This is a genomic window from Pseudomonas sp. CFII68, assembly GCF_000416195.1.
Classification (GTDB): Bacteria; Pseudomonadota; Gammaproteobacteria; order Pseudomonadales; family Pseudomonadaceae; genus Aquipseudomonas; species Aquipseudomonas kilonensis.
The window spans coordinates 22,543-48,468 of the sequence record NZ_ATLN01000025.1 but is presented as its reverse complement, the minus strand read 5'-3'; the positions used below and the strand labels follow the sequence as shown (position 1 = coordinate 48,468).

Sequence of the window (25,926 nt, the reverse complement as noted above, 5' to 3'; positions counted from 1 at the left end):
AATAAGGAAAATCAGGCTCGGGCGCCCTGGCCGTCACTCTCCACCTCAGGCGCCGATGCAGCAGTGGCTTCCAGGCTGCGACCGCGGGTTTCCGGCAGGCAAAGCGCCGCGATCACCGCCACGCCGTAGGCAATCCCGGCGTCGATGCCAATGGCCGAGCCCAGGGACATGGAGTCACTCATGTGCCCGACCAGGAACGGGAACACCGCCGAGAGCACCCGGCCAAAGTTGTAGCAGAACCCCACGCCGGCGCCGCGGACATCCGCCGGGTACAGCTCGTTGAAAAACGCCCCGAGGCTCGCCGGAATGCCCGCCGCGAAGAAGCCGAGCGGGAAACCCAGGAACAGCATCTGGGTGTTGCTCAACGGCAGGAACACATAACACTGCACGGTCACCACGCAGCACAGCGCGAATAGCACGATGTTCTTGCGACGGCCAATGCGATCAATCAACAAGCCACTGACCACGCAGCCGCACCAGAAAGCGAAGATGATCACCGCCAGGTAACCGCCGGAGTTGAGTACCGACAGGTTGCGCTCGGTCTTGAGGAAGGTCGGCAGCCAGGTCATCACCGCGTGGTAACCACCGTGTGCCCCCAGCCCCAGCAACCCGCCAAACAAGGTCACGCGGATCAGCTCGGGGCGAAAGATACCGCCCAGGGATTTGAAGAAGCTTTGCGGGATGACGTTTTCTTTTTTCAGGCGCTGGAAACTGTCGGGCTCTTCAACGTTGCGCCGCACCCAGATAATCAGGAACGACGGCAGCAGACCCACGACGAACATCACCCGCCAGGCCATGTCTTGCGGCACAAGGGAGTAGATCAGCGTGAAGACGCCGACCGCCAGCCCCCAACCCACCGCCCAGGCGCTTTGTACCGTGCCCATGACCTTGCCGCGGTACTTGGGGTTGATGGTCTCGGCCATCAATACCGCACCAGCCGCCCACTCCCCGCCGATCCCAAAGCCCTGCAACGCCTTGACGATCAACAACTGGTGGAAACCGGTGACGAACGCCGACAGGAAGGTAAAGAACGAAAACCACAAGATCATCCACTGCAGCGTGCGCACCCGACCGTAACGGTCCGACAGCGTCCCGCCGACCCAACCGCCAATGGCCGAAGTGACCAGGGTCACACCGCTGACCAGCCCGGCATCACCCTTGGTCAGGGCGAACGCGGCGATCAACGCCGGTATCGCCAGGCCGAACATCTGTACTTCCAGGGCGTCGAGCGACCATCCACCGAAGCAGGCCCAAAACGTTTTGCGCTCCCGCGCAGTGACTTGGCGATACCAACTGAACATGATTTTTATCCTTATGGCTGGAACGAAAGGCAGCCGAGAGCGAACCGCGCCGCTGCAAGGCCAGTCATGGCAAACAAAACGATAAGGGCTGCGGCGACCGACTCGCCGCTAGCCAGGTGGGGTCAGCGGATTTCCACGCGGTAGCGGAAATGCTCGGCGTGCCCGCGTGAGCGTCGCCACTCCAGGGGATTGCCGGCGTAGTCCCGCGCCAGACGCTCGATCACCACCACCGGGCTGTTGACCGGTACTTGCAGCAATCGCGCGTACACCTCGTTCACCGATTCGGCGGTGAGAGTTTCTTCGGCATAGGCGACCACCTGACCGCAGGTTTCTTCATAGATGGGATAAAGCAGCGGTCCCTTTTGACTCAGGTCGATCTCGAGCAAGGGTTGGAAACGGTTGCGGGGCAGCCAGATTTCTTCGGCGAGCACCGGCGCTACATCCAGCAGACGCACCCGCACGATGCGAATCACCGGCGCATCCGCCGGCAACCCCAGCGCCTGGGCCACCGCCGAAGGCGCGGCCACCGGCTCCACGGACAGGATCCGGCTCTCGGGAACCCGGCGTTCGCCTGAAGCGCTTTGAAAGCGAAAAAACCGGAACAGCGACGATTGAAATTGCGGCCGGCGAATGAAGGTGCCGCGCCCCTGCTGGCGCTCCAGGACGCCCTCGCTGACCAATGCATCGATGGCCTTGCGCACCGTGCCGGTAGACAACTGGTATTCGGCTGAAAGTGCCGCCTCAGTAGGAATCGCCTCCCCCGGACGCCAGCGGTTATTGGCGATCTGCTCAGCCAATTGGTCGCGTAAACGTTGATACAGCGGCAGGCGGGCATCACTGGAGAGAGATTTCATTGACCTTACTCACCTTGTTATCTAGTCATATATATGAATATGGATGCGAGTATTTGCTCAAGGTCGATTGATTGTCAAGAATGCCCGGGCTAGCTGGCTGACGAATGGCCGACGGCAACGGTGGCAAGTGGTAGCCAGACCCGAACCTCGAACCCCTCCTCTCGGTCTTTTGCCGGAGACAACAGTTCGATTCGTCCAATGATCCCCTGCACAATCGTCTTGACGATCGCCAACCCCAATCCCGACCCACTGGTTTCGCTCTGGCCGCGCACGAAACGTTCGGTCAGGTGCTGCAGGACGGCCACCGGCACCACCGGTCCGGCATTGATCACCCGCAACAGCGCCTGGTCCGTGAGGGTGACTTCGATGGGTTGATCTATCGCACCGTACTTCAATGCGTTCTCGATCAGATTGCGCAACAGAATGCCAAAGGCATCCGGGTCGACTGTCGAATACACATGGGCCTGGGCAGGAAGTTGCAGCGCGATCTGGCGGGTGCTGTTGTGCCGCCACTCATCCACCACGTGAGCCAACAATGGGACCAGGTCCTGGGGCGCTTGCGAGAGCAGTCCGCCCCCTTCAGCCTTGGCCAATTGCATGAGTTTTTCCGATAACCGGGCCAATTCGCGCAAAGCGCTTTCGATCTTTTTTGCACGCAAACGCAACGGACCTTCAGGGGCCTCCTGGTACAGCCGCTGGACTTGCGCCAATGTCGCGGCCAAGGGTGTACGCAGCTCATGTGCGCTATTGGCAGTGAAGCTGCGTTCGGCCTCCAGGGCCTTACGCAAGCGCTCCAGCAGGCGGTTTACCGCATCCGCCAAGGGGTTGATTTCTGCCGGCAGGCGCGACACCTTGATCGGCGACAGATCACCCACGCCACGGGCCTCTACCGCGTAACGATAGGCCAGCACGCTGCCCAGGCTCATGCGCACCAATAGCCAGGTCCCCAACAGGCTGATGGGGACCAGCGCCAATAACGGCCACAACAAGGTAAACAAGGCCTGTCGTGCGGCCTCGCGGCGATGGCGCAACGGCTCGGCGACTTCGATGAATACCGTCTCACGCAGCGCACTGGCGCCATACAGACGGTACTTTCCAATCGTGGAGAACCCCTCGACCGGGTGTTTGCTGAAGATCTGCGGGTTGGCATCGTGGGACTGCATCAGGACCTTGCCTGCAGCATCGCGCACCAGATAAGTCAGGTGCTCCTTGTGCATCTTCAGGGTGGCAACCTGTTGCACCTCCCCCGGGTTTTCCCGGTTGCTGATTTCCAGCACGGCCAGGGGGAGGATGCGTTGGGCGGTCTCCTCAAGTGCGCTGTCAAAGGCCTCGTTCAGCTCATGTTGCACCCCACGCCAAGTGCCGATTGTCGCCATCAGCCAGAGCAACGTCATGCCCAGCGTCAGTCCCAGGCCCAGACGTTTTTGCAGGCTGAAGGTCGTCTTCATGCCGACACCATCCGATAACCCATGCCCCGCACGGTTTCAATCAGGTCGCGCCCGAGTTTCTTGCGCAATCGACTGATATAGACCTCGATCGTGTTGCTTTCGATTTCGGCGCCGAAGGCGTACAGCCGATCTTCGAGTTGCCCCTTGGACAGCAGCGCGCCGGGACGCTGGATGAATGCCTCCAACAGCGCCCATTCCCGGGCAGTGAGGTCCACGGCCATGCCGGCCCGATGCAACGTACGGGCCGTCATGTCGACGTGCAGCTCACCGAGCCTGATCTGGGGATTGGGGTTACCGCTGTAACGACGAGCCACCGCAGCCACACGGGCCGACAGTTCAAACAGGTCGAAGGGTTTGACCAGGTAATCGTCGGCGCCGGCATTGAGGCCGGCGATTCGATCAGAGATCTGGTCCTGGGCCGTCAGGATGATCACCGCAGTCGCCTCACCTGCGCTGCGTCGCTGGCGCAGGAAGTCCAGTCCTCGGCCATCCGGCAACATCAAGTCAAGCAGGATCAGGTCATAAGCGGTCGTGCTCACGCTGCTGCGTGCATGGGCAAGGTTCTGCACCCAATCAACGGCATGGCCGTCATCGGCGATCTGCTCGCGCACCGCCTCCCCCAACCTTGGCGAGTCCTCAACCAATAAAACCCGCATCGGGCAGCTCCTGTCATCGTGGTTTGCCGCACCTTAGCGGCCTTACCTGACGTGAATCTGAAGATTCAGCTGGCTGTCAGGAATGCACCGTAGGGTATGCCCACAACGAAGCCCCGGCAGGAGACAGATCATGAAATCAGGTTTTATCGCCAGCACTGCGCTGATAAGCGTGCTGGCCAACGGTTACGCCTTGGCCGATGACGACTGCGGCGAACCGGTCAATGACTGGCAGCCACGGGAAACCCTGCGCCTGCAGGTGGAACAGCGGTACGGCTGGACGGTGCAGCGCATCAAGGTCGACGACGGCTGCTACAAGCTCAAGGGCCTGGACCGCCAGGGCAATGTCATCGAAGCCCGCTACACACCAGCGTCGCTGCACCTGCGCGAGCTCGAGATCTACTTCCGGGACGATGACGATGCCAGCGCCTACCTCGCCCCTGCTCCCGCACCGTGACATTTCGACACGTTGATCCTGCCGTTCAGGTTGCTGTCAGCAAGCAGGTCCAGGCTCTCGCCCCAACGATCAAAAGGACACCTCCCATGAAAAAAATCATCGCTGCAACCTGCCTCGCCAGCGCCATCATCCTGCCGGGGCTGGCTCAAGCCCGCGAAGTAACCCTCACGACCCTGCTCAAGCGCTACAGCGGCAACGATGCGTACCTGGCGATTTACGTCACCGACGCCAGCGGCCAGTACCAGAAAACCCTCTGGGTGGCCGGCAAAAAGGCCAAGTACTACAAGCACCTGGCCGACTGGGCCCGTGGAAGCAAGCTGAGCCCCAGCGAGTACGACGGCGTCAGCGGCGCCAGCGTTGGCAGCGGCGACACCCTCAAAGTCAGCGTCGAGCTGGCAGACACCCTGATCGATGCCGGGTATCAGATCCGTATCGATAGCGCCGTCGAGGATAAGCGTGATGCCCGGGCCGACGTCAGCGTGCCACTGACCAGCGAAGGCGCAGGCAAGCCGGCGGCCGGTAATACCTACGTCGAATCCTTTACCTACGATTTGTAGCACCTACCTGTTCGGAGGCCGAACATGCTTCGCCAGCTCCACTCCCTGCCCGGTCTGATCGCCGCCCTGCTGGTCATGCTCTTGGCCATCAGCGGCGCGATGTTGTCTGTCGATCCGGCCCTTGAACGCCTGAACAACACGTCCACTGCGATTGGGCAAGTCAATGTCGGCCAGTTGGCCGGACGCGTTGCCAGTCACTTTCCGGGCGTGGAGCAGATCCAGCGCACCGCGTCCGGGACCGTCATCGTCTACTTCAATCAGGACGGCCGGGTCGGGGCCGAAAAGGTCGACCCGCTGACCGGGCGAGGCCTGGCCCCGTACGAACCCTCCGCTTTCTCACGCTGGATGAAAGACCTGCACCGCTCGCTGTTTCTTGGTACGCCGGGCCACGGGGTGTCAGGCGTCGGCGCGCTGTTCATGCTGATGCTGTCGGTGTCCGGGGCGCTGTTGCTGGTCCGGCGGGTCGGCGGCTGGCGCAACCTGCTGCGGCCATTGCGGGGCGACTTCAGCCAGCGCTGGCACGCAGAGGTCGGTCGATTCGCGTTGCTTGGGCTGCTGTTATCGGCACTGAGCGGGCTCTACATGTGCGCCACGACCTTCGACTTCATCGCCGATGGCAGTCAGAGCGAACCTGTATTCCCCGACCACATCAGCGCGGGCTCGGCCTCGCCCGTGGCGAGCCTGCAAGCTTTGCAGGCCACCGATCTGACTGATCTGCGCGAGCTCGTCTACCCCAGCCCGAATAATCCGCAAGACGTGTTTTCCCTGCGCACGGCCCAGGGCGACGGCTACGTGGACCCGGTCAGCGGCGCCCTGTTGTCCTATCAAGCTCACGACTCGACGCGCAACGTCTACGAGTTGATCTATCAGTTGCACACCGGTGAAGGGCTCTGGTGGCTGGGCCTGTTGCTGGGCCTCTGTGCCCTCGGCGTGCCAGTGATGAGCATCACCGGCATCCTGATCTGGTGGCGTCGCCGCCAGGCCGGGCCGAATATCCGCCACAACAGCGCAGCACAATCCGCAGACACCGTTATCCTGGTCGGCAGCGAAACCAACAGCACCTGGGGCTTTGCCAACACCTTGCATGAAGCCTTGCATCAAGCCGGCCACCGCGTTCACAGCGCGGCAATGAATCAATACGCCAACGACTACGGCAACGCTCAACGCGTGTTCATCCTCACCGCGACCCACGGTGACGGCAATGCCCCGGCCTCGGCTTCGCAGTTCCTGGCACGGCTGGCCGAAGCCGGCCTGAAACCTGGCCAGCCGTTTGCCGTGCTGGGTTTTGGCGACCGGCTGTTTGCGCAGTTCTGTCAGTTTGCCCATCAGGTACAGGAAGCCTTGTTGCAGGCTGGTGGCACGCCGTTGATCGGACTGGAAACCATCAACCGCCAGTCATCCCAGGAATTTGCTCGCTGGGGCCACGCCGTGGGTGAGGTGCTGGGGCAAGACCTGACGCTGATCCACACCGCACAGCCGCCCCGCACCCATCAACTGATCCTGGTCGAGCGCATTGCCTATGGTGAACAAGTCGGCGCGCCCACCCACGTGCTGCGGTTCAAAGCCTCAGGGATATTACCGGCCTTTGAAGCCGGTGATCTGGTCGGCATCCTGCCCCCTGACAACCCCCTCCCTCGGTTCTACTCGCTGGCCAGCAGCTCACAGGACGGCGTGCTGGAGATCTGCGTACGCAAACACAAAGGAGGTCTGTGCTCATCATTCCTTCACAGCCTGGAGATCGGGGCGACCATCGACGCCTTTATCCAACCGAATCCACAATTTCGCCCAGCGTCGGGGGCGCACCCAGTGATTCTGATCGGCGCCGGTACCGGCATCGGCCCGCTAGCCGGTTTTATCCGGAACAACAAGGCCCACCACCCTATGCACTTGTATTGGGGTGGGCGTAACCCGGCCTCGGACTTCCTCTACGAAACCGAGCTCAACCATTACCTGGCTGACCGGCGCCTGACGGCGTTGCACGCGGCCTTTTCCCAGGTCATGGACCGTTCCTATGTGCAAGACCGGCTGATCAGCGACGCCCTGATGTTGCGTCGGCTGATCGAAAAAGGCGCCCAGGTACTGGTTTGCGGCGGTCGCGAGATGGCCAAGGGCGTGATGCTGGCGCTGGATGAAGTGCTGGCTCCCCTCAACCTGAATGTGCTGACCCTCAAGGCACAGGGACGCTACCGTGAAGATGTCTACTGAATGGCGACGCTACAGCCTGAACGGCGAAACCATGGGCACGCGCTACACCGCTCTGTTCTACGCCCTGGCCGAACCCGATATCCCCGCAATCAGCCACGCCCTGGCAAGTGCCGTGGCCCGGGTGGACCAGCAAATGTCGACCTGGAAGGCCGATTCGGAGCTCAATCGCCTCAACAACGCACCTTTGCAAGCATGGATAGCCGTGCCCGAGGAACTGACCACGGTATTGTCTGCTGCGCTGCGCGTCAGCCGGCAATCGGGCGGCGCCTTCGACATCGCCGTTGGTGATCTGGTAGACGCCTGGGGCTTCGGCCCCGGCGAGCTGTCCATCACCGGACCGGCGCTCGATGGGTTGCCTGCGCCCACTCGACGCTCGACTTGTGCAGCGCTGGTCGTTGATTCACAACGCAACCAGGTGCGCAAACAGGCACCGCTTAACCTCAACTTGAACGGCATTGCCAAAGGTTTTGGTGTCGATGAGTTGGCCCGCTGCCTGGACAGGTTTGGCATCACACGCTACCTGGTAGGCATCGACGGCGAGATGCGCGCGCGCGGCAGCAAACCTGATGGGCAGCCTTGGGTCGTGGCCATGGAAAAACCCCGTCGGGGCGTGCGTGAGGTCATGGGGGTGATGGAACTCAGCGACGCCGCCATCGCCACCTCCGGGGATTACCGACATTGGGTCGACGTCAGGGGGCAGTCCTACGCCCACACGATGAACCCAGCCACCGGCGCCCCCCTGTGCAACCCGCTCGCAGCCGTCACGGTGGTGTCGACTTCATGCATGCTCGCCGACGCCTGGGCCACAGCGCTGATGGTACTGGGCGAAACCCAAGGCCCCCGCCTGGCACAAGAACGCGGGATGGACGCATTGTTCGTCGTGCGCGACGGTTTGCAGTTCAAGGAAATATCCATAGTCGGCGGACAGTTGCAGGCTCAGGTCCAAACGCGCTGACGCCGACGCTCGGGTGTTGAGTCAGAAGAACGACCACTCACGCACCAGCCGGAGAAGGTCATCATGCACCCGCCTCACAGCGCAAACCTTGCAGCCATGTGCTGAGTGAGTGCAGCGTCCGGTGTTGCACCTGAACGCTGCCCCCTGTGGGAGCAAAGCTTGCTCGCGATAGGGCCAAAACAGCTGAACGCAATTAACAACGTTTAACTCGCGCGCGCGCGTCCCACGCCCAAGAATGAAGCTCTTGTCTTCCTGGCGCGAAAGCCCTCCTTCGCCCGCCCAATGTCACATGGAAATGAAGCATGTTGCCTGCACCACACCACTCAACCGCCGCCCTGAAACCGCTCTGGCTGCTTGCCCTGCTCACCGGCAGCGCCGCACCGGCGATGGCAGCGGAACTCGCGCAAAACACGCCTGGCTTTCTCGACGGGGCAACGCTGCAAGTCCTCAGCCGCAACTTCTACCTTAACAATGACTATCGCACCCCGACCCCGGCAGGCAAAAGCTACAAACAGGAATGGGCCCAGGGCTTCATCGCCTCGTTCGAGTCCGGCTTCACCCCCGGCACGATCGGCGTAGGCATCGATGCCCACGGGTTCCTGGGGTTGAAACTGGACGGCGGCAAAGGGCATTCCGGAACGGGATTATTGCCGCTGGATGAGAACGGGCGAAGCGAGGACCATTACTCCAGCGCCGGCGGCGCGCTGAAATTCAACACCTCACGCACCACCCTGGCGGTCGGCGAAATGACTGTGCAGAGCCCGGTATTCGATACCGCCGACAAGCGCCTGCAACCCGAATACGCCAGCGGCCTGCTGCTCTCCAGCCGCGAGTTCGAAGGGGTCGACCTGCAGGCGGGCCACTTCAGTGCGTTCAAGAATCAGGACGCCTCGACCAGCAAGGGTGATTTTTCCGGGTATGGGGCGACGACGCGCCACGGCGCCATCGACTTCATCGGCGCCGACCTGCTCACCGGCCAAGCCCTGGGCGGCGCGCTCTACACCTCCGAACTGAGCGATGCCTGGCGCCAGTACTATGCCAACCTGCATGCCACCCTTGGCGAACTGTTCCTCGACGGCAACCTGTACCACACCCGCGACGATGGCAAGGCCATAGCCGGGGCCATCGACACCACAGCCTATAGCCTGAGCGGCAAGTACCGGCTCAATGCCCAGGCGTTCACCCTGGCCTATCAGAAAATCAACGGCGACACGCCCTTCGATTTCGTCGGCGGCGACTCCATCTACCTGGCCAACTCGATCAAATATGCCGACTTCAACGGCCCCGGCGAGCGCTCGTGGCAAGCGCGCTACGACCTTGACCTGGGCACCTTGGGCATCCCCGGCCTGAGCTTCATGGCCCGCTATGTGACTGGGCGCGGGATCGACGGCAGCCATGCCCCCCGAGGCGGTGCCTACAACCCGTTCGATAGCGACACCGGCACTTACAGTCCGCAACAAGGCGCTGGCGGACGCCATTGGGAGCGCGACCTGGACCTGCACTACATCGTGCAGTCAGGCCCGGCCAAGGACCTGTCGTTGCAACTGTCCCACGTCACCCATCGCGCCAACGGCAGCCAGGGCGGCGATGACATCGACCGGCTGTATATCGTCGTCCAGTACCCACTCAAGCTGGGGCCGTTCTGACCAGCCTCAATTGATGCCCAAAGCTTTATCCGTTATGGCAGCTTCACCTGTTTAACTGCGACTGACCGAAGCCGGCCTGACTATCACTTCGCAATTCACCTTCAAGCCAGTCGAGCAGCGCGCTTACCTCAACCCGACCTTCCTCGCCCGGCCGGCTGAATACCGATATCGCGTCAGGCAAAGGGACGCTTTCTACGCAAGGTCTCACCAACGCACCGCTCTCAAGCAGCCCTTGGGCGGTGCGCCGCCACCCCAACGCGATGCCATGCCCCTCGACCGCCGCCTGGAGCATCAATGGATAGCTATCGAACACCGAGCCCTTGGGAGCGTCGTCGAGCGACAGTCCAAACGCCTGGAACCAGGCACCCCACTGCATCCAATGAGGCGGCGTAGCGTGATAGTGCAAAAGGGTGTGGGACTTCAGGTCACGGACTTGCAACGTTTTGTGGGTACGCAGGTAATGAGGACTGCATACGGGAAACACTTCATCAGCGGCGGTAAACATCAAGCCATGGACGCCGCTGGGCCGTCCTGTGCTTTGCAGGGCCACGTCAAAATGCTCATTGAACTCAGTCAGCGGCCCGGTGGATGTGGCCACCTGGATCTCGATTTCCGGGTATCGCTGGTGGAACGTCGAGAGCCGCGGCATCAACCAGTAGAACGCTTCGCATAATTGGCACAGCAAAACGACGCGGTTTTTACCTGGCGATTGACGAAGGCTGACAGCACTGGCACTGATACTTTGCAACGCGTTACTCACCACACGTCCCAACTCACGCCCTTGCTGGGTCAGGAAGACGGCGCGGTTACGACGGCAGAAAAGTTTCAGCCCCAAGTCCTCTTCGAGCCCACGGATCTGCCGACTGATCGCCGCTTGGGTGATGTGCAGTTCCTCGGCGGCCTTGGAAAAACTTTCCAAGCGCGCAGCCGCTTCGAAGGGCAACAAGCTGGCAAGCGGCGGTAATGACTTTCCAAGGTTATTCATAATCAGAGGTAATACATCCAGGGCCGAGAACTCGTTTGTAGCACAGCTGCGACGCTGTGCAACATGAGCTCAATGCCTTAAGGATATGCATGAATGCCCAATGCCTACTCGAACACCCTCGCCGGCGTGAGCCTTGCCGTCGTCGCGACGCTGAGCTGGGCGTTGAATTTCATTGCGCCTTACGTCGTCGGTGCCTACACGATCCACGATCTGATGATCATACGGTTCCTGATCGCCGGGGCGCTGGGTGTGGCTGTCGTGGTGGGCTATCGAACCCAGCTTCGGCGCCTGCGCCGCAGCCAACTGCTACTTGGCGCAAGCCTGGGGGTCATCGGGTACCTCGGTTACAGCAGTTGCATTGCCGCAGGCGTCATGTTTGCCGGGCCGGTACTGACCCCGGCGTTTATTGGCATGGTGCCGGTCTTGCAGGCACTGCTCGGCAACGCCACCCACAAAACCCTTCCATGGCGAAGGCTGGCGATACCGCTGGCTTTTTTAACGGCAGGGCTAGTGCTGTCGAACCTCAGCAGCATCCAGCAGCCCCTGAGCGACGACGGTTCGTGGTTGACGGGCGTGTTTTTCTCGATCGGTGCGGTGCTCTTGTGGCTCGTATTCAGTTGGTTGAACCAGGGCGCCTTGGTCAACCTGTCGGCCAGCGCTTCGGGGGCCTGGACCGGCCTCATGATGGTCGGCGCAGGGATCGGCACCTTGTGCTTGTTACCGGCGGCGCAAGCGTTTGATCTTCTCAAGCTGCCAAGCCTGGGTTTCAGTGTTTCCCTGGCGGGACACTTGTATACCTGGGGTCTTGTGATTGCGCTGATGTCGTCAGTCATCGGGGCCTGGGCCTGGAACGCGGCGTCCCGTCGCCTTCCCATGGTGCTTTCCGGGCAGTTGATATCCCTGGAATCACTATTTGCCACACTACTGGGCTTGTTGTTTCATCACCGGCTGCCAACGCTTCTAGAAGCGTCAGGTCTTGCTGGCGTGCTGGTGGGGGTGGTGATGGCAGTTCGTATCATTTTGACGTCCACTGTCCCTGAGAGAAATGCCTCCTTCATCCGCTGAGTACTTGCGCGTGGCCTTATCGGTCATCCGAGTGGCGCGGATGCTTGCCTCTTCAGCGGTACGTTGCGCCTGCTCGGCCATTATCTCGGCCTGCTCAGCCTTCCTGTAGGCCTCATCCGCCCTGAGTCTTGCCGTTGCGGCGTTATTTTCCGCCGACTCCAGTCGGGCATCCACTTCTTGGTGGACACCGGGGCCCGTCTGCTATTGGAAAGGGAAACCCTGACCCCTGAAGAATTTGCACCGTTTCTACCGATCAAGCGCCCGGTGGCAGCGCTGCGACTTCTTTGACAGCCCTCTTTGCCCAAAGGTTGTCGCGATCCGCGCCTGGCAACCTTGTACAAAACAGGTACAAACCGATACTGAGAAGATTGCACTGACATCACTGTGATATCAATCATGACGGCGCATACTCCCGCTATCCTCAAGCAAGCGCCACTCCGGGAATGCTGAAAACAAAGCCAAGGACGTCCTGAGTAAAAGGGACACCGCGACTCCGAAAAGAGTAAAGGCCATGTCGAACGATAAAGAAACCGACGAACATTGCATAAATAGCACTATCGAACCCTGTCGCTCATCTTCCGAGTCCCCCTATTGGAACGGTCAACCCCCTCATCAAGACACCTCGCACGCCTCCCCTTCCCTGGACCCTCAGGTCAATGATGGAAATTGCCCCTCGATCAATAAGGCTGCCATTGCCAATATCCAGGTGGGTTCTACGACGCTGAATGAAGAGCTGATCACGGCGAGGAAACTCTGTCGCCAATCGAAGTCGGCAGTCGTTGCGATGTTCAGTGATGCACGAATGGGGCGTGCCATTTCCATCGACCAAGCGGATAAACTCGTCGACGACATAGCCCGTTCAATCATGCGTCACCCAAGTGCTTTCATCAGCCTGGCCCGACTTAAAACGGCGACTGAATATACGTATATGCATTCAGTCGCTGTCAGCGCCCTGATGATTGCCGTGGCTCAGCAACTGGATTTTCCTGAAGAGCTTATTCATCAAGCTGGACTTGCGGGTTTATTGCATGACATTGGCAAGATGGCCATTCCCGGCATCATTATTAACAAGCCGGGAAAACTGACCGATGATGAGTTCGCGGTCATTCGTCAACACCCGCGGCTAGGCGCGCAAATATTGCGAACCTCGGCACCGCTGTGCGAAGCGGTGATTGACGTGTGCCTGCATCATCACGAAAAAATGGACGGGTCTGGCTATCCAGATCGGTTGATCGGTGAGCAGATAAGCCTCTTTTCCCGCATGGCGGCCATTTGCGATGTCTATGACGCAGTCACATCGGATCGCCCCTACAACGAAGCCTGGTCCCCCGCCATTGCCATTCAAAAAATGTCGGGATGGAATCGACATTTCGATAAAACGGTATTCCAGGCCTTTGTAAAGTCAGTCGGTATTTATCCGGTTGGCTCCATTGTTCGCCTCAGCGGCGGCGCTATCGGCGTGGTCACTGAACAGAACCCATGTTCGTTATTGAGCCCAAAAGTAAATACCTTCTTCTCCACCTCTTTAAACGCCTACGTCACCCCCTCGATCATCGACTTGAGTGAGCCGAGCTCAAGCGAAAAGATCATTGAACGAATCACGGCAAAACAATACGGCTTCAAAAATACAGAAACATTGTGGAGCGAACTTCCCGCATAAAGCTGACACCTAGCGACATAACCCAATTGCTGCCCCAGCTAAACGACGAATCGACCGAGGGTATGGCTTTAGCCGACAAAAAACAGGCGCGATGGGATAGTTCTTCTATGCTTGGTTCACTCAAAGGAGTTCATCCCTGTGCTCGAGCCCGAAGCCCGACTTCTACACGTGCACTCCCTCAAGGCTGCTTGCTCCAACTGCAGCGTGCTCGAACTGTGCCTGCCCATTGGCCTGACGGGTGGTGAAGTCGAGCGCCTCGACACGCTGATCGCCCAGCGAGTGAAGGTCAAGAAAGGCGCAGCGCTGTATCGCACCGGCGACCCACTGCGCTCGTTGTATGCAGTGAGATTGGGTTTCTTCAAGACCAGCGTCCTTTCGGTAGACGGTCGCGAACAGGTCACCGGTTTCCAGATGCAAGGCGAAATGCTTGGCCTGGACGCTATCAGTACCGATCACTACGCCTGTAATGCCATTGCCCTGGAAGACAGCGAAGTCTGCCCGCTGCCTTTCAACCTCCTGGAAAAACTGGCCCACGACTTACCGTCGTTGCAGCACAACCTGAACAAACTCCTGAGCCGGGAAATCGTGCGCGACCACAGCATGTTGTTGATGCTCGGCAACATGAACGCCGACGAACGCCTGGCGGCGTTTCTACTGAACCTCTCCCAACGGCTTAACATGCGCGGTTATTCCTCCAGGGAATTCGTGCTGCGCATGAGCCGCGAAGCCATCGGTTCCTACCTGGGCCTGCGCCTGGAAACCATCTGCCGGGGCATCGCCCACCTGCGCCAGGAGGAACTGGTGGACATGCATGGGCGCAATGTCACGATTCTGGATTTACCCGGTCTCAAGCAAAAAGTCGCCGGTTGCCATCGTCATGCGGAACTGTGATGCATCGTTGAAGCTGCCGGCCCCTTCGCGAGCAGGCTCGCTCCCACAAGGGATCGTGGCGGGCACAAGTCCGGCGGCTACAAAAAATCCCCTGTGGTAGCGAGCTTGCTCGCGATAGCGGTGGGTCAGTTGGCTTTGATTCGGCTGGGCCGCCGCCTTCGCGAGCAAGCTCGCTCCCACATGGGGTCGTGGTGAGCACAAGTCCGGCGATCACAGAGAATCCCCTGTAGGTGCGAGTCTGCAATCTGCCCTCCCTCAGTCCAGGCAAACCAAGCCCTGGAGCGCCGGACCGCGCAACGTGGCCGTACTCATCCCTTGACCGCCAGCACACTGCCCGGCACCGAGTACAAGGCGCGTTCTGTCGTGCTGCCAAGCAAACGCTCAAGACCGGCGCGGTGCACAGTGCCCATCACCACCACGTCGACCTCGAATTCGTCGATGAACGCCTGGATGACCGGCACCGGCAGGCCAACGACAAAGTGCCGACGTTCCGCCGGTACGCCACAGCGCTCGGCCAGGCTGATAAACGCCGCATGCAGCGATTCGCGCAGGGCGTCGGCAAAGTCGTCATCCCAAGCACCGGCCAGCAACGAGGCTTCACCATTGAAGGCCGGCGACAGGTCGCAGGCGTACAACAGATGCAACGAGGCGTCGCATTGCCGGGCCAGCGCGGTGGCCGTCTGGACGATACGCTCGTTCAAGGCATTGGCCTCGGGGTCCGAGGGGTCCACCGCCGCCACGACCCGCCGCGGCAAGCCGTGCACCGCCTGATTGACCAGGTGCACCGGCACCGGACAGTCGCGCAACAAGTGACAGTCAAGGGGTGTTGCAAACACGCGTTTGAGCAACGGTTCGAGGGTGACGTCCTTGATCAGCAGGTCAGGCTGGAACTGCTCGACGTAGCGCAGGATGTCCAGCAACGGATGGAGCGTCCACACCACGTGAGTCGTCACATCCAGGCCTTCCTCCCTGAGCAGCGCCGCCTCCTCCACCATCCAGCGACGGTAGCGGTGCAGATAGCGCTGCACACTCGCTTCATCGATTTTTTCACCCCATAGGTGAGTGCGGGCCGGTGGCTGGACGAACGCGCACAAGTGCAGTGCTGCGCCGCTGGCCCGGGCCAGGGCACAGGCCCTGCGCATCGCTGCGCAGGGGTGCAGATCAGGTTCGACGATCAATAGCAGACGCTGGTATTGCCCCATCGCACACCTCCATCGGATTGCCCACGCGAAATCCAAAAACCTTGCACCGGCCTTTTCCGGAGCGATCTTCAGCGTGCGCCCATCAAGGCTCCGGACGGTTTGATCTGAATCAAAGGCAAGACAATCGACGGACGGATACGCGGGCACTGATCCAGATCAGAATCGATCGCCGTGGCGGGCGTAGAACAGTATCGAATGCGCAGCTTTTTATCGCACCGCACGTGCACATCCGAGGGAGGATCGCACCATGCTCACTGTCAAAGACCACAACGAACGCGCCGCAGCCCTGTATGCCAGCATCAGTGGCAAACACTGGATCCAGGCACTCAAGGACGGCCGGCATGTCTTGATCCGCCCGCTCAGGGACCAGGATCGCCAGCGCGAATACGACTTCATCATGCGCCTGTCACCGGAGTCCCGGCACATGCGCTTCCTGGCGCAGATCAATGAGCCGGGCGCGGCGCTGCTCGATCAGTTGATGGATGTCGACTGCAAGACGCGCATGGCCTACATCGCCCTGGTCCATGACAACGGCGAGTTGATCGAGATCGGGGTCAGTCGCTATTGCGCGACCCAGGAACACGAATGCGAGTCTGCGGTGACCGTCGCTGACCCTTGGCAACACCTGGGGCTGGGGACGTTGTTGATGGAGCACCTGATCGACACCGCGCGTAAAAACGGCTACCGCCAGATGTACTCCGTCGATGCCGCCAGCAATGCCCCGATGCGGGACTTGGCCCATAGCCTGGGTTTTGAAACCCACAGCGATCCTGATGACACCCGGCAAGTCATCCACCGGCTCTACCTTTAGCTTTGGACGCTGGCGCGAGGCCTTGGTATGGCCTCGCGCAGCGTTGATCCCGTCACGCTTGCGGCTTGATTGCCAAAACGCTGCAGGGCGCCCGTTGCAGCAGGAGTTCGGCGGTAGTGCCCAGGCGCTTGTCCAGGCCACGATGCGCCGTGGTACCCATGACGATGACATCGATCTGGTGATCGCTGGCGAAGGTGCAAATGCTGTTCAGCGGCGCCCCTTCGATGAAGTGGCGCTGCTGCGGTGCGACCCCATGCCGCTCGGCCAGGGACTCGAACACCTCATGTTGTGCCTGGCCCAATGCTTCGTAGAGCCCGGTGGCCAGGGGCAGCGCACCTATGCCCATGTCCGAGGCGTAGACCGCCGTCCAATCGAAGGCGTGCAGCAACTCGACCTGGGCGTTGCATTGCTCGGCCAGTTTGACCGCGGCGTCGACGATCCGGTCGTTGAATACCAGGTCCTGCTCCTCGCTGCGCAGCACATCGACAATCGCCAGGACCCGCCGAGGCCGGGGGTTACGCGAATCCGTGACCAGATGCACTGGCACCGGGCAGTCGCGCAGCAAGCGCCAGTCCAGGGGCGTGAAAAACACCCGCTTCATCGCCGGTTCCGGCTGCGCGTCCTTGATGATCAACGCCATCGGCATCTCCTTGACGTATTGCTGCAAGGCTTGGAAGGCATCCTTGCTCCAAACCACCTCGCAGGTCACCTCGACGCCGTGCCGGCGCGCCAGTTCGGCCTGTTGCCACAGCCAATGCCGATGGGTTTCCAGATAGCCCTCACGCGCTTGCTTGACCTGCTCCGGGGCGAAAAGACCGGCCACCGAGAGCAACTCCAGGTAGTCGAACGCCACGATGTGCAGGGGCAGGTCCAGCGCCAGGGCCAACTCGGTGGCGCGGTCGAACGCCGGCGTACGGATCATGGCGTCGGGCGCCACTAGCAACAAACGTTGAGTCTGGGACATAGGAACACCTCGGCACGTGGCGACAGCCACTTAAAGGATTGAGGGTTCCAGAATGGACGCCTGTCAGATAAAGGACTTGATCTTCATCAAACAGCCATCATTCATTCAGGCTGACAAACTCGGGAGCAACAGCCCCGCCCACATCGCCAGCGTGACCAGCACCTGGCCGGGAATCACATACCCGGCGAACCGTCGCCCGCCACTGAGCCAGGCGACGGCGCATTTGCTCAGGGAGTTGCTGCTCAGCGCCATCAGGACCGGCACGGCGACGCCGTCGAAAGGCAACAACCCGCCCTTGGCCAGGGAAGCGATAGAGGCCGTCGAGGCATGGGCGTCGAGCAACCCGCTGAAAATCGCGGTGACGGTCACCCCGGCCTGGCCAAACACATCAAGCATTGCCGACGAGAGGACGGTGATAGCGGCCATCGCCAGGACCATCGTCACCGCCAGCTTGAGGCTGAAGGCACCGCCGTGCTTGATGGGCTCACCGGCCCGCGCCCTTGGTCGGGGAAACATCAGCACACCGGCGTAGAGAAATACCATCAGCATCCCGCACACCAACGGCCCCCACATCCAACGCAGCAGCGCGGGGTCCACAGCCGCGAGAATCAGGCCCATTTGAGTCACCGTCGCCAGGTTGGATAACATCGCCGCCGCGCTCACCACCTTGAGATTGATCGGCTCTTTGGCCGCGATACCGCCCATGGTCGCGACAGTCGCCGTGGCAGAAGCGAACCCCGAGGCAATCGCACTGAGGGCGTAGCCATAGCGGGTACCCAGGGTTCGAACCGCGACATGCCCCAGCGCACCCACCGCCATCAGCATGACGGTGAGGGTGCACAGGTTGCGCAGGTTGATGGCGTCATAAGGCCCGAGGAATCGATCCGGCGCCAGCGGCAGCACGACCAGCGCGGCGATCAACAGCACCAGGCCATCGCGCAGCTCGGTGGCCGTCAATTGGTTGCGGGCAAAGTGGTGCAGAGCCTGGCGGCTGGCGAGCAGCCCGGCCATCACCACGCCAATCGCGGTCGCCAGGCCCGGGGCGCTCGCACAGAGCCCACCCAGTGCCAATACCGCGAATAACGCCACCTCGCTGGTAATCCCCGGGTCCTTATCGAGATTTCGCCAATAGGCCACGGTCACCAAGGCGCCCAGGGCAAGGGTCATGCCCCCCAGCAACAAGGGACCGCCCGCCTGGATCGCCAGGTAGCCGAGCACCGACGTGATGGCGAAGGTGCGCAGGCCGGCGAAGTCGCGCCGGTCACCCTCGCCTTTGCGCCGTTCGCGTTCAAGCCCCACCAGCAGGCCGATTCCCAGCGCGGCGGCGGCATTGGCGAAGGCCAGGGTTTCAGTCATGGTTACGGCTCTCTGGCGCCCTGGGGCGACTGATCATGCTCAAACATAGCGCGATTGCCTCGCCGCTGCTGCCTTCGATGCAACGCTTTGAAGCGTGTTTGATGCAAATCAAGTTAGCGGGCTCCATGACGCTCATGATTGATGACAGACACCACGCCGCGCGAAACCTCGCCCGGCGCCAACAGGTCCTTGCCCGGGAGGTTTGTCATGTCCACGCAATCACGCTTGATGCTGGTCGTCTCGCCACTGATGGAACACAGCCCGGCGTTCGACCGGGCCGCCGCACTGGCCAAGGCCGAAGGCGCCGCGCTGCATATTGTCGCGTTTGACTACCTCGAAGGCCTGGCCACGGCCGGCCTGGTCAATGAGCAGGCACTGGAGCAGATGCGCCTGGGCTACATCGAGCGCCATCGGCAGTGGCTGGAGGAACAGGCCAGGCCCCTGCGCAAACTCGGTATCGAGGTCACGACAGAAGTGACGTGGGTCGAGCGCCCCTTGCAGGAGATCCTGGTCCACCTCAAGGAAGCGCCGATGGATGCGCTGATCAAGTCGGTGGACCCTGAGTCGTGGTTTTCCCGCCTGATGTTCACGCCGCTGGACGTGCATCTGCTGCGCGAATGCGAAGTACCGCTGCACTTCGTCAACAAGGTTACCCACGCCCGCCCGCGCAAGATCCTGGCGGCCATCGACCCGTTTCATCAGGACGGCCGCTACGAAGGCCTCAATGAGCGGATCCTGAGCGAAGCCAACAAACTGGCCAGTAGCTGCGACGCGACGCTGGAAGTCATCTACGCCTATGACCTTTCGTCCATTACCGCCGCTGAATACGGTTTTGGCAACGGTTCGATGTTCTTCTCCTCGACCCTGGCCCGCCAGCTCTACGAGTCCCAGGGCGCCGCCTTCGATGCCCTGGCCGAACGCAATGGCATCGCCGCGGACCAGCGACGCATGATCATGGGTGACCCGGCCAAGGTGCTGGCGAGCTACGCCGCGTCCCATGACATTGATGTCATCGTCATGGGCCGCGTGCGCTACGGCAGCCTGGACAAGCTGATCGGCAGCACCGTCGAAGGCCTGCTGTACAAGATGCCCTGCAGCGTGTGGGTGATTGCGCCGCAGCAAGTTGGCTGAGGCGGACCTGCGCCGATGGCCTGCAGAACAACCGCTCCGCACCCACAGGAACGCGGCTGATGAACCGACCGAGCAACATACCAGCGGCGCACCCGACAACGCCCTCGCAGAGCCTGGCCTGGTACACGTTGCCCGCCGAACAGGCGCTCAAACACCTGGGTGTCGATGAGCAAGCCGGGCTGGACATCGCCGAAGTCCAGGCCCGGCTTGAACGTACGGGTTTCAACCGGTTGTCAGCGTCGGCCCGGCGGCCAGCGTGGCGGCGATTTCTGCTGCAATTTCATAACATCCTGATTTATGTGCTGCTCGGTTCCGCTGCCATCACCGCAACGCTGCAGCACCTGTGGGACACGGTGGTCATTCTCGCTGTCGTGGTGGCCAATGCGATCATTGGCTATGCCCAGGAAGGCAAGGCCGAGCAGGCCATGGATGCCATCCGCAACATGCTGGCGCCCCGTGCAACGGTGATACGTGCCGGCGAACGCCTGGGCATCGCAGGCGAGGAACTGGTACCCGGCGATATCGTCTTGCTGGAGGCCGGCGACAAAGTCCCGGCGGATCTGCGCCTGCTGCATGCCAATCGGCTCCAGGTCCAGGAAGCCATCCTGACCGGAGAGTCCGCACCGACTGAAAAAAATACCGAACCGGTGCGCATCGAAGCGGCCCTGGGTGATCGTGCCTGCATGGCCTTCAGTGGCACCCTGGTGACCTGCGGACAAGCAACAGGGGTCGTTGTCGCCACGGCAACCTCGACTGAAATCGGGCGCATCAGCAACCTGCTGTCGGCAGTGGAGCCACTGACAACACCCCTGATACAGCAAATGGACGTCTTCGCCCGCTGGCTGACGCTATTGATTTTGCTGATCGCCGGCCTGCTACTCGCTTATGGTCACTTTGTCGGGCATTACGTCTTCACCGAGATCTTCATGGTCGTGGTGGGCATGTCGGTCGCGGCCATACCCGAGGGGTTGCCCGCCGTACTCACCATCACCCTGGCGGTGGGCGTGCGGGCGATGGCCCATCGCAACGCCATCGTTCGGCGCCTGCCGGCCATCGAAACCCTGGGTTCGGTATCAGTCATCTGCACGGACAAGACCGGCACCCTCACCCGTAACGAGATGATGGTGGCATCCGTCGTCACCAGTGACCTGACCTTCACGGTCGACGGTGTCGGCTACCAGCCTTCGGGCAACATGAACCTTGCCGATCAGTTGATCGATACCTCCCATCACCCGGTGCTGGCCGAACTGGGGCGCGCGACCAGCCTTTGCAATGACGCAAGCTTGAGGCAGCACGAAGACACCTGGAAAGTCGAAGGGGATCCCATGGAGGGCGCATTGCTGGTGTTTTGCGCCAAGGCCGGCATCAACGGCGCAGAGGAACGCGGCACCTGGGCCCGCACCGATGCCATTCCGTTCGACGCCAAACACCGCTTCATGGCGACGCTGCATCACAACCATGACCGGCAAGCCGCGATTTATGTCAAAGGCGCGCCAGAGCAGATTCTGACCATGTGCACGCGCCAGCGTAGCAGCACGGGGGCAACGGCCCCGCTCGATGCCGACTATTGGCACACGCAGGCCAATGCCATCGCCGGCAAAGGCCAGCGCGTGTTGGCGCTCGCCGTCAGGTCAGTCCCGCCCGAACACACCCTCCTGGAATTTGCCGATGTGCAAGGGACACTGACCTTGCTGGGCCTGGTCGGGATGATCGACCCGCCCCGCCCGGAAACGATCCAGGCGATCAAGCAATGCCAGGCGGCCGGCATTGTCGTGAAAATGATCACCGGCGACCACGCCGGCACCGCCTGCGCCATCGCTGATCAGATCGGCCTGGACAACCCCGACAAGGTCCTGACCGGCAACGACCTGGACGCCATGAACGATGCCACCCTCAGGGAATCGCTCAAGCAAGTGAACATCTTCGCGCGTACCAGCCCCGAACATAAGCTGCGGCTGGTGACGTTGCTGCAACTCAACGGCATGACCGTGGCCATGACCGGCGACGGCGTCAACGACGCGCCAGCGCTCAAGCGCGCAGATGCCGGCATCGCCATGGGCGGCAAAGGCAGTGAAGCGGCCAAGGAAGCCGCAGACCTGGTACTGGCGGACGATAACTTCGCCTCCATCGTGGCCGCTGTGCGTGAAGGACGGACGGTCTATGACAACATCAAGAAAGTGCTGAGCTGGACGTTACCCACCAACGCGGGCGAGACAATGACCCTGATTGTCGCGCTGCTGTTTGGCCTTACATTGCCAGTCACGGCGATACAGATCCTGTGGATCAACCTGATTACCGCCATCACGCTGGGTATCGCGCTGGCGTTCGAACCGACCGAAGACAACACCATGCGCAGGCCACCGCGCTCACGACAGGAACCGTTGATCAGCGGCGCACTGGTCTGGCATATGGTGCTGGTTTCCATTCTGTTCCTGTGCGGTGTCTACGGTATCTTTACCTATGCCCTGGACCGAGGCTACTCCGTCGAACTGGCCCGCACCCTGGCGGTGAACACCTTGGTCGTGATGGAAATTTTCCACCTGTTCTTTATCCGCAATCTCTACGGCACGTCGCTGACCTGGAAGGGCCTTCGGGGTACGAAGGTTGTGTGGGCGACCATCGCGGTGGTGACCGTCGCTCAGTTCGCCATCACCTACGCGCCGCCGCTGCAAACCGTGTTCGCGACCCAAGCGGTCCCCTTCATGGACGGACTGCTGATCATCGCGGTGGGCGTTGCGCTGTTCGCCATCATCGAAATTGAAAAACAGCTTCGACTGCGTTTAACCGAGTCCGATCGTCAACCGTGACGATCACTCCCCTGCCCACCCACCCCGCAAGGACCTGAACCATGAACGCATCCAGACTCGCCGCCATCGCTCTGACCGCGGTGCTTTTCCCCACGCTGACCTTTGCCCAGCAAGCCACCGACGCCGCCAAGCCGACGCCGCCATCGATGAGCATTGAACAATTTGATCAGCAGATGACGAAGGCCCAGGAAAACCTGAAGAAAATGCAGGAGCAAATGAGCCTGATCCAGAAAACCAGCGATCCGGCGCAACGCCAGAAACTCATGCAAGATCACCAGGCCATGATGCAACAAGGCATGCAGATGATGAATGGGATGATGGGCGGCGGCATGATGGGCGGCCACATGAAGGGGCACGGCCCGATGATGGGTTGGAAACAAATGGGCAACCATTATTCCCAGATGACGCCCGAGCAGATGAAGCAGCACCAGTACATGATGGACAACTACATGGGCATGCAGCAAATGATGATGGAGCAGATGATGCAGCATCAGCAGAATATGGGCACGCCAGCTCCCTAGATCTGTCTCCCGACGATCAGGCCAGGCCCTGCTCCTTCAACCGCCTGTATAACGTGCGCTCACTCACGCCCAGGTGCCTGGCCAGTTCGCGGCGGGTGCCTTTGAAAGTGGCCACGAGCTTTTCCAGATCCCTGCTGTCGGGCCCAGGCATCACGGCTGGGGCGGACAACGCCACGGGGGTCGCGGGCAGATGCAAGGCGTGAATGACACCGTCATCGGCAAACAGCGCAGCCCTTTCCAGGACATTGCGCAGCTCGCGGATATTGCCCGGCCAGGCAAACCGCTGCAATTGCATCAGCGCTTCGGGATCGATGGTCAGCCGACGCTTACCAATGCCGGAACGTTGCAGGAACGAATCCACCAACAAGCCGATGTCTTCAAGGCGATGCCGCAAGGGCGGTAAATGGATGGGAAAAACGCTGATGCGGTAGTACAGGTCCTGCCTGAACTCGCCTTTCTCGAGCATTTTCTCCAACGGCTTATGGGTCGCGGCCACCAACCTGAAGTCCGCGTGCAGGGTTTCCACACTGCCGACACGACGATAGGTTCCAGACTCGATCAGTCGCAACAGCTTCACCTGCATGGCCAGGGGAACGTCGCCTATCTCATCGAGAAACAGCGTGCCGCCCTGGGCCGTCTCCACCAGACCCACCTTGCGCACGGTGGCGCCGGTAAACGCGCCCTTCTCATGACCGAACAGCTCGCTCTCGAACAAGGTTTCGGTCAACCCGGAGCAATCGACTACGACAAAAGGCCCGGCTGCCCGCTCACTGGTTTCATGGACGGCGCGGGCAAACAGTTCCTTGCCGGTGCCGGACTCTCCCAACAGCAGGACCGGTAACATCGAGGGCGCTACCCGCTGCAGTTCCAACAGCGCCTGATTAAAGGCCGGCGAACTGCCCACCAGCCCCTCATTACTGGGCCGGGCCGATGCGCTACGCACCTGGGTAAGACGTTCCACATAAGCGCTGATGACGCCATGCTCATTGAGGATCGGGCGCAGTTCCACGTCGACGTGTTCGGGCCCGCGCGGTGTGTGATGAATGTGCAAGACCCGATCCGGGCCGCGCATCTCCCTGGCCTTTTTCATCGGGCAGTGCTCACCGGCCTGGTCACAAGGCACATCGTAGTGGTGGGAAACCCGATAACACTTATGGCCAATGAATGGTTTGTCGGCGCTGCCGAACTGACGCAGGTAAGCCGTGTTCGCCGCCAGAATGTTGTAATCGGGATCGAGGACGATCATCGGCTGGGGCTCGTGCTCCAGAAACGAGACCAGGGATTGCACCTGGTCTGGATGTGGAAGCAGGTCTTGGGTAGGCGGCAGGCTGTGTGTCATCGCGGCTCCAGTCATTCATCCAGCAAGGGTGACACTGCCACTATGCCAACAAACGCTGCCAATGGCAGTGCAATTGTCTGGAGATTGTCGCGCGCCTTGCCGGCACCCATCAATTTAAATGAATAAAATCATAATGTTATCCATCTAAATCGCTCCCGGAATCAACATGGCAGCATTATTGCTGTGTCTGTCCTTCAAGCGGCCGAGAGCCCCGAAGGAGACCGTTCATGACCGTAAAACCGTACGTCGAAGGATTTTTCGATCCTGAGACCCACACTGTCAGCTATCTGGTGCTGGACGAAGCGACCCGCCAGTGCGCGTTGATCGACAGCGTCCTGGATTACGATCCCAAATCAGGCCGTACCACAACCACCTCGGCCGACAAGCTGATGGCCCGGGTGAGCGAGCTGGGGGCGAAGGTCGAATGGATTCTTGAAACCCACGTCCATGCCGACCACCTCACCGCCGCCCCGTACCTGAAGGAAAAACTCGGTGGCACGATAGGGATCGGCAGCCAGATTACCGCCGTGCAGGAAGTCTTTGGCACGCTGTTCAACATAGGTGGGGAGATGCCCCGCGATGGCAGTCAGTTCGACCATTTGTTTGTCAATGACGAGTCATTCACGGTCGGTACGCTGCAATGCCGTGCGCTCCACACACCGGGCCACACCCCCGCCTGCATGACGTATGTCATCAGCCACGGCCAGGAAACGGCGGCATTCGTTGGCGACACCTTGTTCATGCCCGACTACGGTACCGCACGGTGTGACTTCCCCGGTGGCAACGCGCATGCCTTGTTCCGATCCATCAACAAGGTCTTGAGCCTGCCGGCCAACACCCTCCTCTACACCTGTCACGATTACCAACCGGATGGCCGCGAGGTGCAATTTTCCAGCACCGTCGCCGAGCAACGTACCGACAATGTCCACGTCCGTAACGGCATCAGTGAAGAAGCATTCGTGACGATGCGCACCCAGCGCGATGCCTCGCTGGACATGCCGACGCTCATCCTGCCATCGGTCCAGGTCAACATGCGGGCCGGGCATTTCCCGGAGCCGGAATCGAACGGCACGTGCTACCTGAAAATCCCACTCAATCGGCTCTGAAGACCCGCCCCC

General features: G+C 60.9%; 22 protein-coding genes and 1 pseudogene. 13 read left to right on the top strand and 10 right to left on the bottom strand.

The window, feature by feature from the left end; translation table 11 throughout:
- Positions 1-11: 11 nt before the first annotated feature.
- The 4 genes from CFII68_RS22375 to CFII68_RS22390 all read right to left on the bottom strand — a co-directional run bounded on the left by CFII68_RS22375 (position 12) and on the right by CFII68_RS22390 (position 4,259).
- The gene (locus CFII68_RS22375; RefSeq protein ID WP_018602158.1) at positions 12-1,301 is read right to left on the bottom strand and encodes an MFS transporter; all 1,290 of its coding nucleotides are present in this window, start codon (positions 1,299-1,301) and stop codon (positions 12-14) included.
- Positions 1,302-1,423: 122 nt separating this feature from the next.
- On the bottom strand, positions 1,424-2,155 hold the full coding sequence (locus CFII68_RS22380) for a GntR family transcriptional regulator (RefSeq protein ID WP_018602156.1): 732 nt from the start codon (positions 2,153-2,155) through the stop codon (positions 1,424-1,426).
- An 89-nt stretch (positions 2,156-2,244) separates the two neighbouring features.
- Positions 2,245-3,603 carry an ATP-binding protein gene (locus CFII68_RS22385; RefSeq protein ID WP_018602154.1) on the bottom strand — a complete coding sequence of 453 codons (1,359 nt, stop codon included), beginning with the start codon at positions 3,601-3,603 and terminating at the stop codon, positions 2,245-2,247.
- The gene (locus CFII68_RS22390) at positions 3,600-4,259 is read right to left on the bottom strand and encodes a response regulator transcription factor (RefSeq protein ID WP_018602152.1); all 660 of its coding nucleotides are present in this window, start codon (positions 4,257-4,259) and stop codon (positions 3,600-3,602) included. The genes CFII68_RS22385 and CFII68_RS22390 overlap by 4 nt, the downstream gene beginning before the upstream one ends.
- A 130-nt stretch (positions 4,260-4,389) precedes the next feature.
- Here CFII68_RS22390 and CFII68_RS22395 point away from each other — a divergent pair, with 130 nt between their 5' ends.
- From CFII68_RS22395 to CFII68_RS22415, 5 genes are all read left to right on the top strand, one after another.
- Positions 4,390-4,713, top strand: coding sequence for a PepSY domain-containing protein (locus CFII68_RS22395; protein ID WP_018602149.1), 324 nt, complete (start codon positions 4,390-4,392; stop codon positions 4,711-4,713).
- 86 nt (positions 4,714-4,799) lie between these two features.
- The gene (locus tag CFII68_RS22400; RefSeq protein WP_018602147.1) at positions 4,800-5,270 is read left to right on the top strand and encodes a DUF2271 domain-containing protein; all 471 of its coding nucleotides are present in this window, start codon (positions 4,800-4,802) and stop codon (positions 5,268-5,270) included.
- Positions 5,271-5,294: 24 nt separating this feature from the next.
- The gene (locus tag CFII68_RS22405; protein WP_018602145.1) at positions 5,295-7,475 is read left to right on the top strand and encodes a PepSY domain-containing protein; all 2,181 of its coding nucleotides are present in this window, start codon (positions 5,295-5,297) and stop codon (positions 7,473-7,475) included.
- Positions 7,465-8,430: an FAD:protein FMN transferase gene (locus tag CFII68_RS22410; protein ID WP_018602144.1), complete on the top strand. Its 966-nt coding sequence runs from the start codon at positions 7,465-7,467 to the stop codon at positions 8,428-8,430. Before CFII68_RS22405 ends, CFII68_RS22410 begins: the two co-directional genes overlap by 11 nt.
- A gap of 302 nt (positions 8,431-8,732) precedes the next feature.
- Positions 8,733-10,076, top strand: a complete 1,344-nt coding sequence (locus tag CFII68_RS22415) for an OprD family porin (RefSeq protein WP_018602142.1) — start codon at positions 8,733-8,735, stop codon at positions 10,074-10,076.
- Between the two features lie 43 nt (positions 10,077-10,119).
- On the opposite strand, the gene CFII68_RS22420 is transcribed toward CFII68_RS22415, so the two are convergent.
- Positions 10,120-11,061 carry a LysR substrate-binding domain-containing protein gene (locus CFII68_RS22420; protein WP_018602141.1) on the bottom strand — a complete coding sequence of 314 codons (942 nt, stop codon included), beginning with the start codon at positions 11,059-11,061 and terminating at the stop codon, positions 10,120-10,122.
- A gap of 93 nt (positions 11,062-11,154) precedes the next feature.
- Here CFII68_RS22420 and CFII68_RS22425 point away from each other — a divergent pair, with 93 nt between their 5' ends.
- A complete protein-coding gene (locus tag CFII68_RS22425; protein WP_018602139.1) occupies positions 11,155-12,126 on the top strand; it encodes a DMT family transporter in 972 nt (323 codons plus the stop codon).
- A gap of 3 nt (positions 12,127-12,129) precedes the next feature.
- Here the strand turns inward: CFII68_RS22425 and CFII68_RS26445 are convergent.
- A pseudogene (locus tag CFII68_RS26445) lies at positions 12,130-12,306 on the bottom strand (Lpp/OprI family alanine-zipper lipoprotein); the annotation flags it as partial.
- 331 nt (positions 12,307-12,637) lie between these two features.
- Between CFII68_RS26445 and CFII68_RS22430 the strand changes: the two are divergent.
- Positions 12,638-13,786 carry an HD-GYP domain-containing protein gene (locus CFII68_RS22430; protein WP_018602137.1) on the top strand — a complete coding sequence of 383 codons (1,149 nt, stop codon included), beginning with the start codon at positions 12,638-12,640 and terminating at the stop codon, positions 13,784-13,786.
- Between the two features lie 138 nt (positions 13,787-13,924).
- Positions 13,925-14,677, top strand: coding sequence for a fumarate/nitrate reduction transcriptional regulator Fnr (gene fnr / locus CFII68_RS22435; RefSeq protein WP_018602135.1), 753 nt, complete (start codon positions 13,925-13,927; stop codon positions 14,675-14,677).
- A 308-nt stretch (positions 14,678-14,985) separates the two neighbouring features.
- On the opposite strand, the gene CFII68_RS22440 is transcribed toward fnr, so the two are convergent.
- The gene (locus CFII68_RS22440; RefSeq protein ID WP_018602134.1) at positions 14,986-15,879 is read right to left on the bottom strand and encodes a universal stress protein; all 894 of its coding nucleotides are present in this window, start codon (positions 15,877-15,879) and stop codon (positions 14,986-14,988) included.
- Between the two features lie 247 nt (positions 15,880-16,126).
- Here CFII68_RS22440 and CFII68_RS22445 point away from each other — a divergent pair, with 247 nt between their 5' ends.
- The gene (locus CFII68_RS22445) at positions 16,127-16,690 is read left to right on the top strand and encodes a GNAT family N-acetyltransferase (protein WP_018602132.1); all 564 of its coding nucleotides are present in this window, start codon (positions 16,127-16,129) and stop codon (positions 16,688-16,690) included.
- Positions 16,691-16,742: 52 nt separating this feature from the next.
- On the opposite strand, the gene CFII68_RS22450 is transcribed toward CFII68_RS22445, so the two are convergent.
- Together CFII68_RS22450 and CFII68_RS22455 are read right to left on the bottom strand one after the other, a co-directional pair.
- The gene (locus tag CFII68_RS22450; RefSeq protein WP_018602130.1) at positions 16,743-17,654 is read right to left on the bottom strand and encodes a universal stress protein; all 912 of its coding nucleotides are present in this window, start codon (positions 17,652-17,654) and stop codon (positions 16,743-16,745) included.
- Between the two features lie 105 nt (positions 17,655-17,759).
- Positions 17,760-19,010 carry a DUF4010 domain-containing protein gene (locus CFII68_RS22455; RefSeq protein ID WP_018602128.1) on the bottom strand — a complete coding sequence of 417 codons (1,251 nt, stop codon included), beginning with the start codon at positions 19,008-19,010 and terminating at the stop codon, positions 17,760-17,762.
- A gap of 207 nt (positions 19,011-19,217) precedes the next feature.
- Here CFII68_RS22455 and CFII68_RS22460 point away from each other — a divergent pair, with 207 nt between their 5' ends.
- The 3 genes from CFII68_RS22460 to CFII68_RS22470 are packed head-to-tail and all read left to right on the top strand — an operon-like array spanning position 19,218 to position 23,469.
- Entirely contained in the window at positions 19,218-20,141 is a 924-nt protein-coding gene (locus CFII68_RS22460) for a universal stress protein (RefSeq protein ID WP_018602123.1), read from the top strand.
- A gap of 59 nt (positions 20,142-20,200) precedes the next feature.
- The gene (locus CFII68_RS22465) at positions 20,201-22,948 is read left to right on the top strand and encodes a cation-transporting P-type ATPase (protein ID WP_018602121.1); all 2,748 of its coding nucleotides are present in this window, start codon (positions 20,201-20,203) and stop codon (positions 22,946-22,948) included.
- A 41-nt stretch (positions 22,949-22,989) separates the two neighbouring features.
- Positions 22,990-23,469 (top strand): hypothetical protein, encoded by a 480-nt coding sequence (locus CFII68_RS22470; RefSeq protein WP_018602119.1) that lies wholly within the window; start codon positions 22,990-22,992, stop codon positions 23,467-23,469.
- 16 nt (positions 23,470-23,485) lie between these two features.
- Here the strand turns inward: CFII68_RS22470 and CFII68_RS22475 are convergent, their stop codons facing one another.
- Complete coding sequence (locus tag CFII68_RS22475) at positions 23,486-24,808, bottom strand: sigma-54-dependent Fis family transcriptional regulator (RefSeq protein ID WP_018602118.1); 1,323 nt, start codon at positions 24,806-24,808, stop codon at positions 23,486-23,488.
- Positions 24,809-25,035: 227 nt separating this feature from the next.
- On the opposite strand from CFII68_RS22475, the gene CFII68_RS22480 reads away from it, so the two are divergent.
- Positions 25,036-25,914 carry an MBL fold metallo-hydrolase gene (locus tag CFII68_RS22480; protein WP_018602116.1) on the top strand — a complete coding sequence of 293 codons (879 nt, stop codon included), beginning with the start codon at positions 25,036-25,038 and terminating at the stop codon, positions 25,912-25,914.
- The last annotated feature ends 12 nt before the right edge of the window (positions 25,915-25,926 follow it).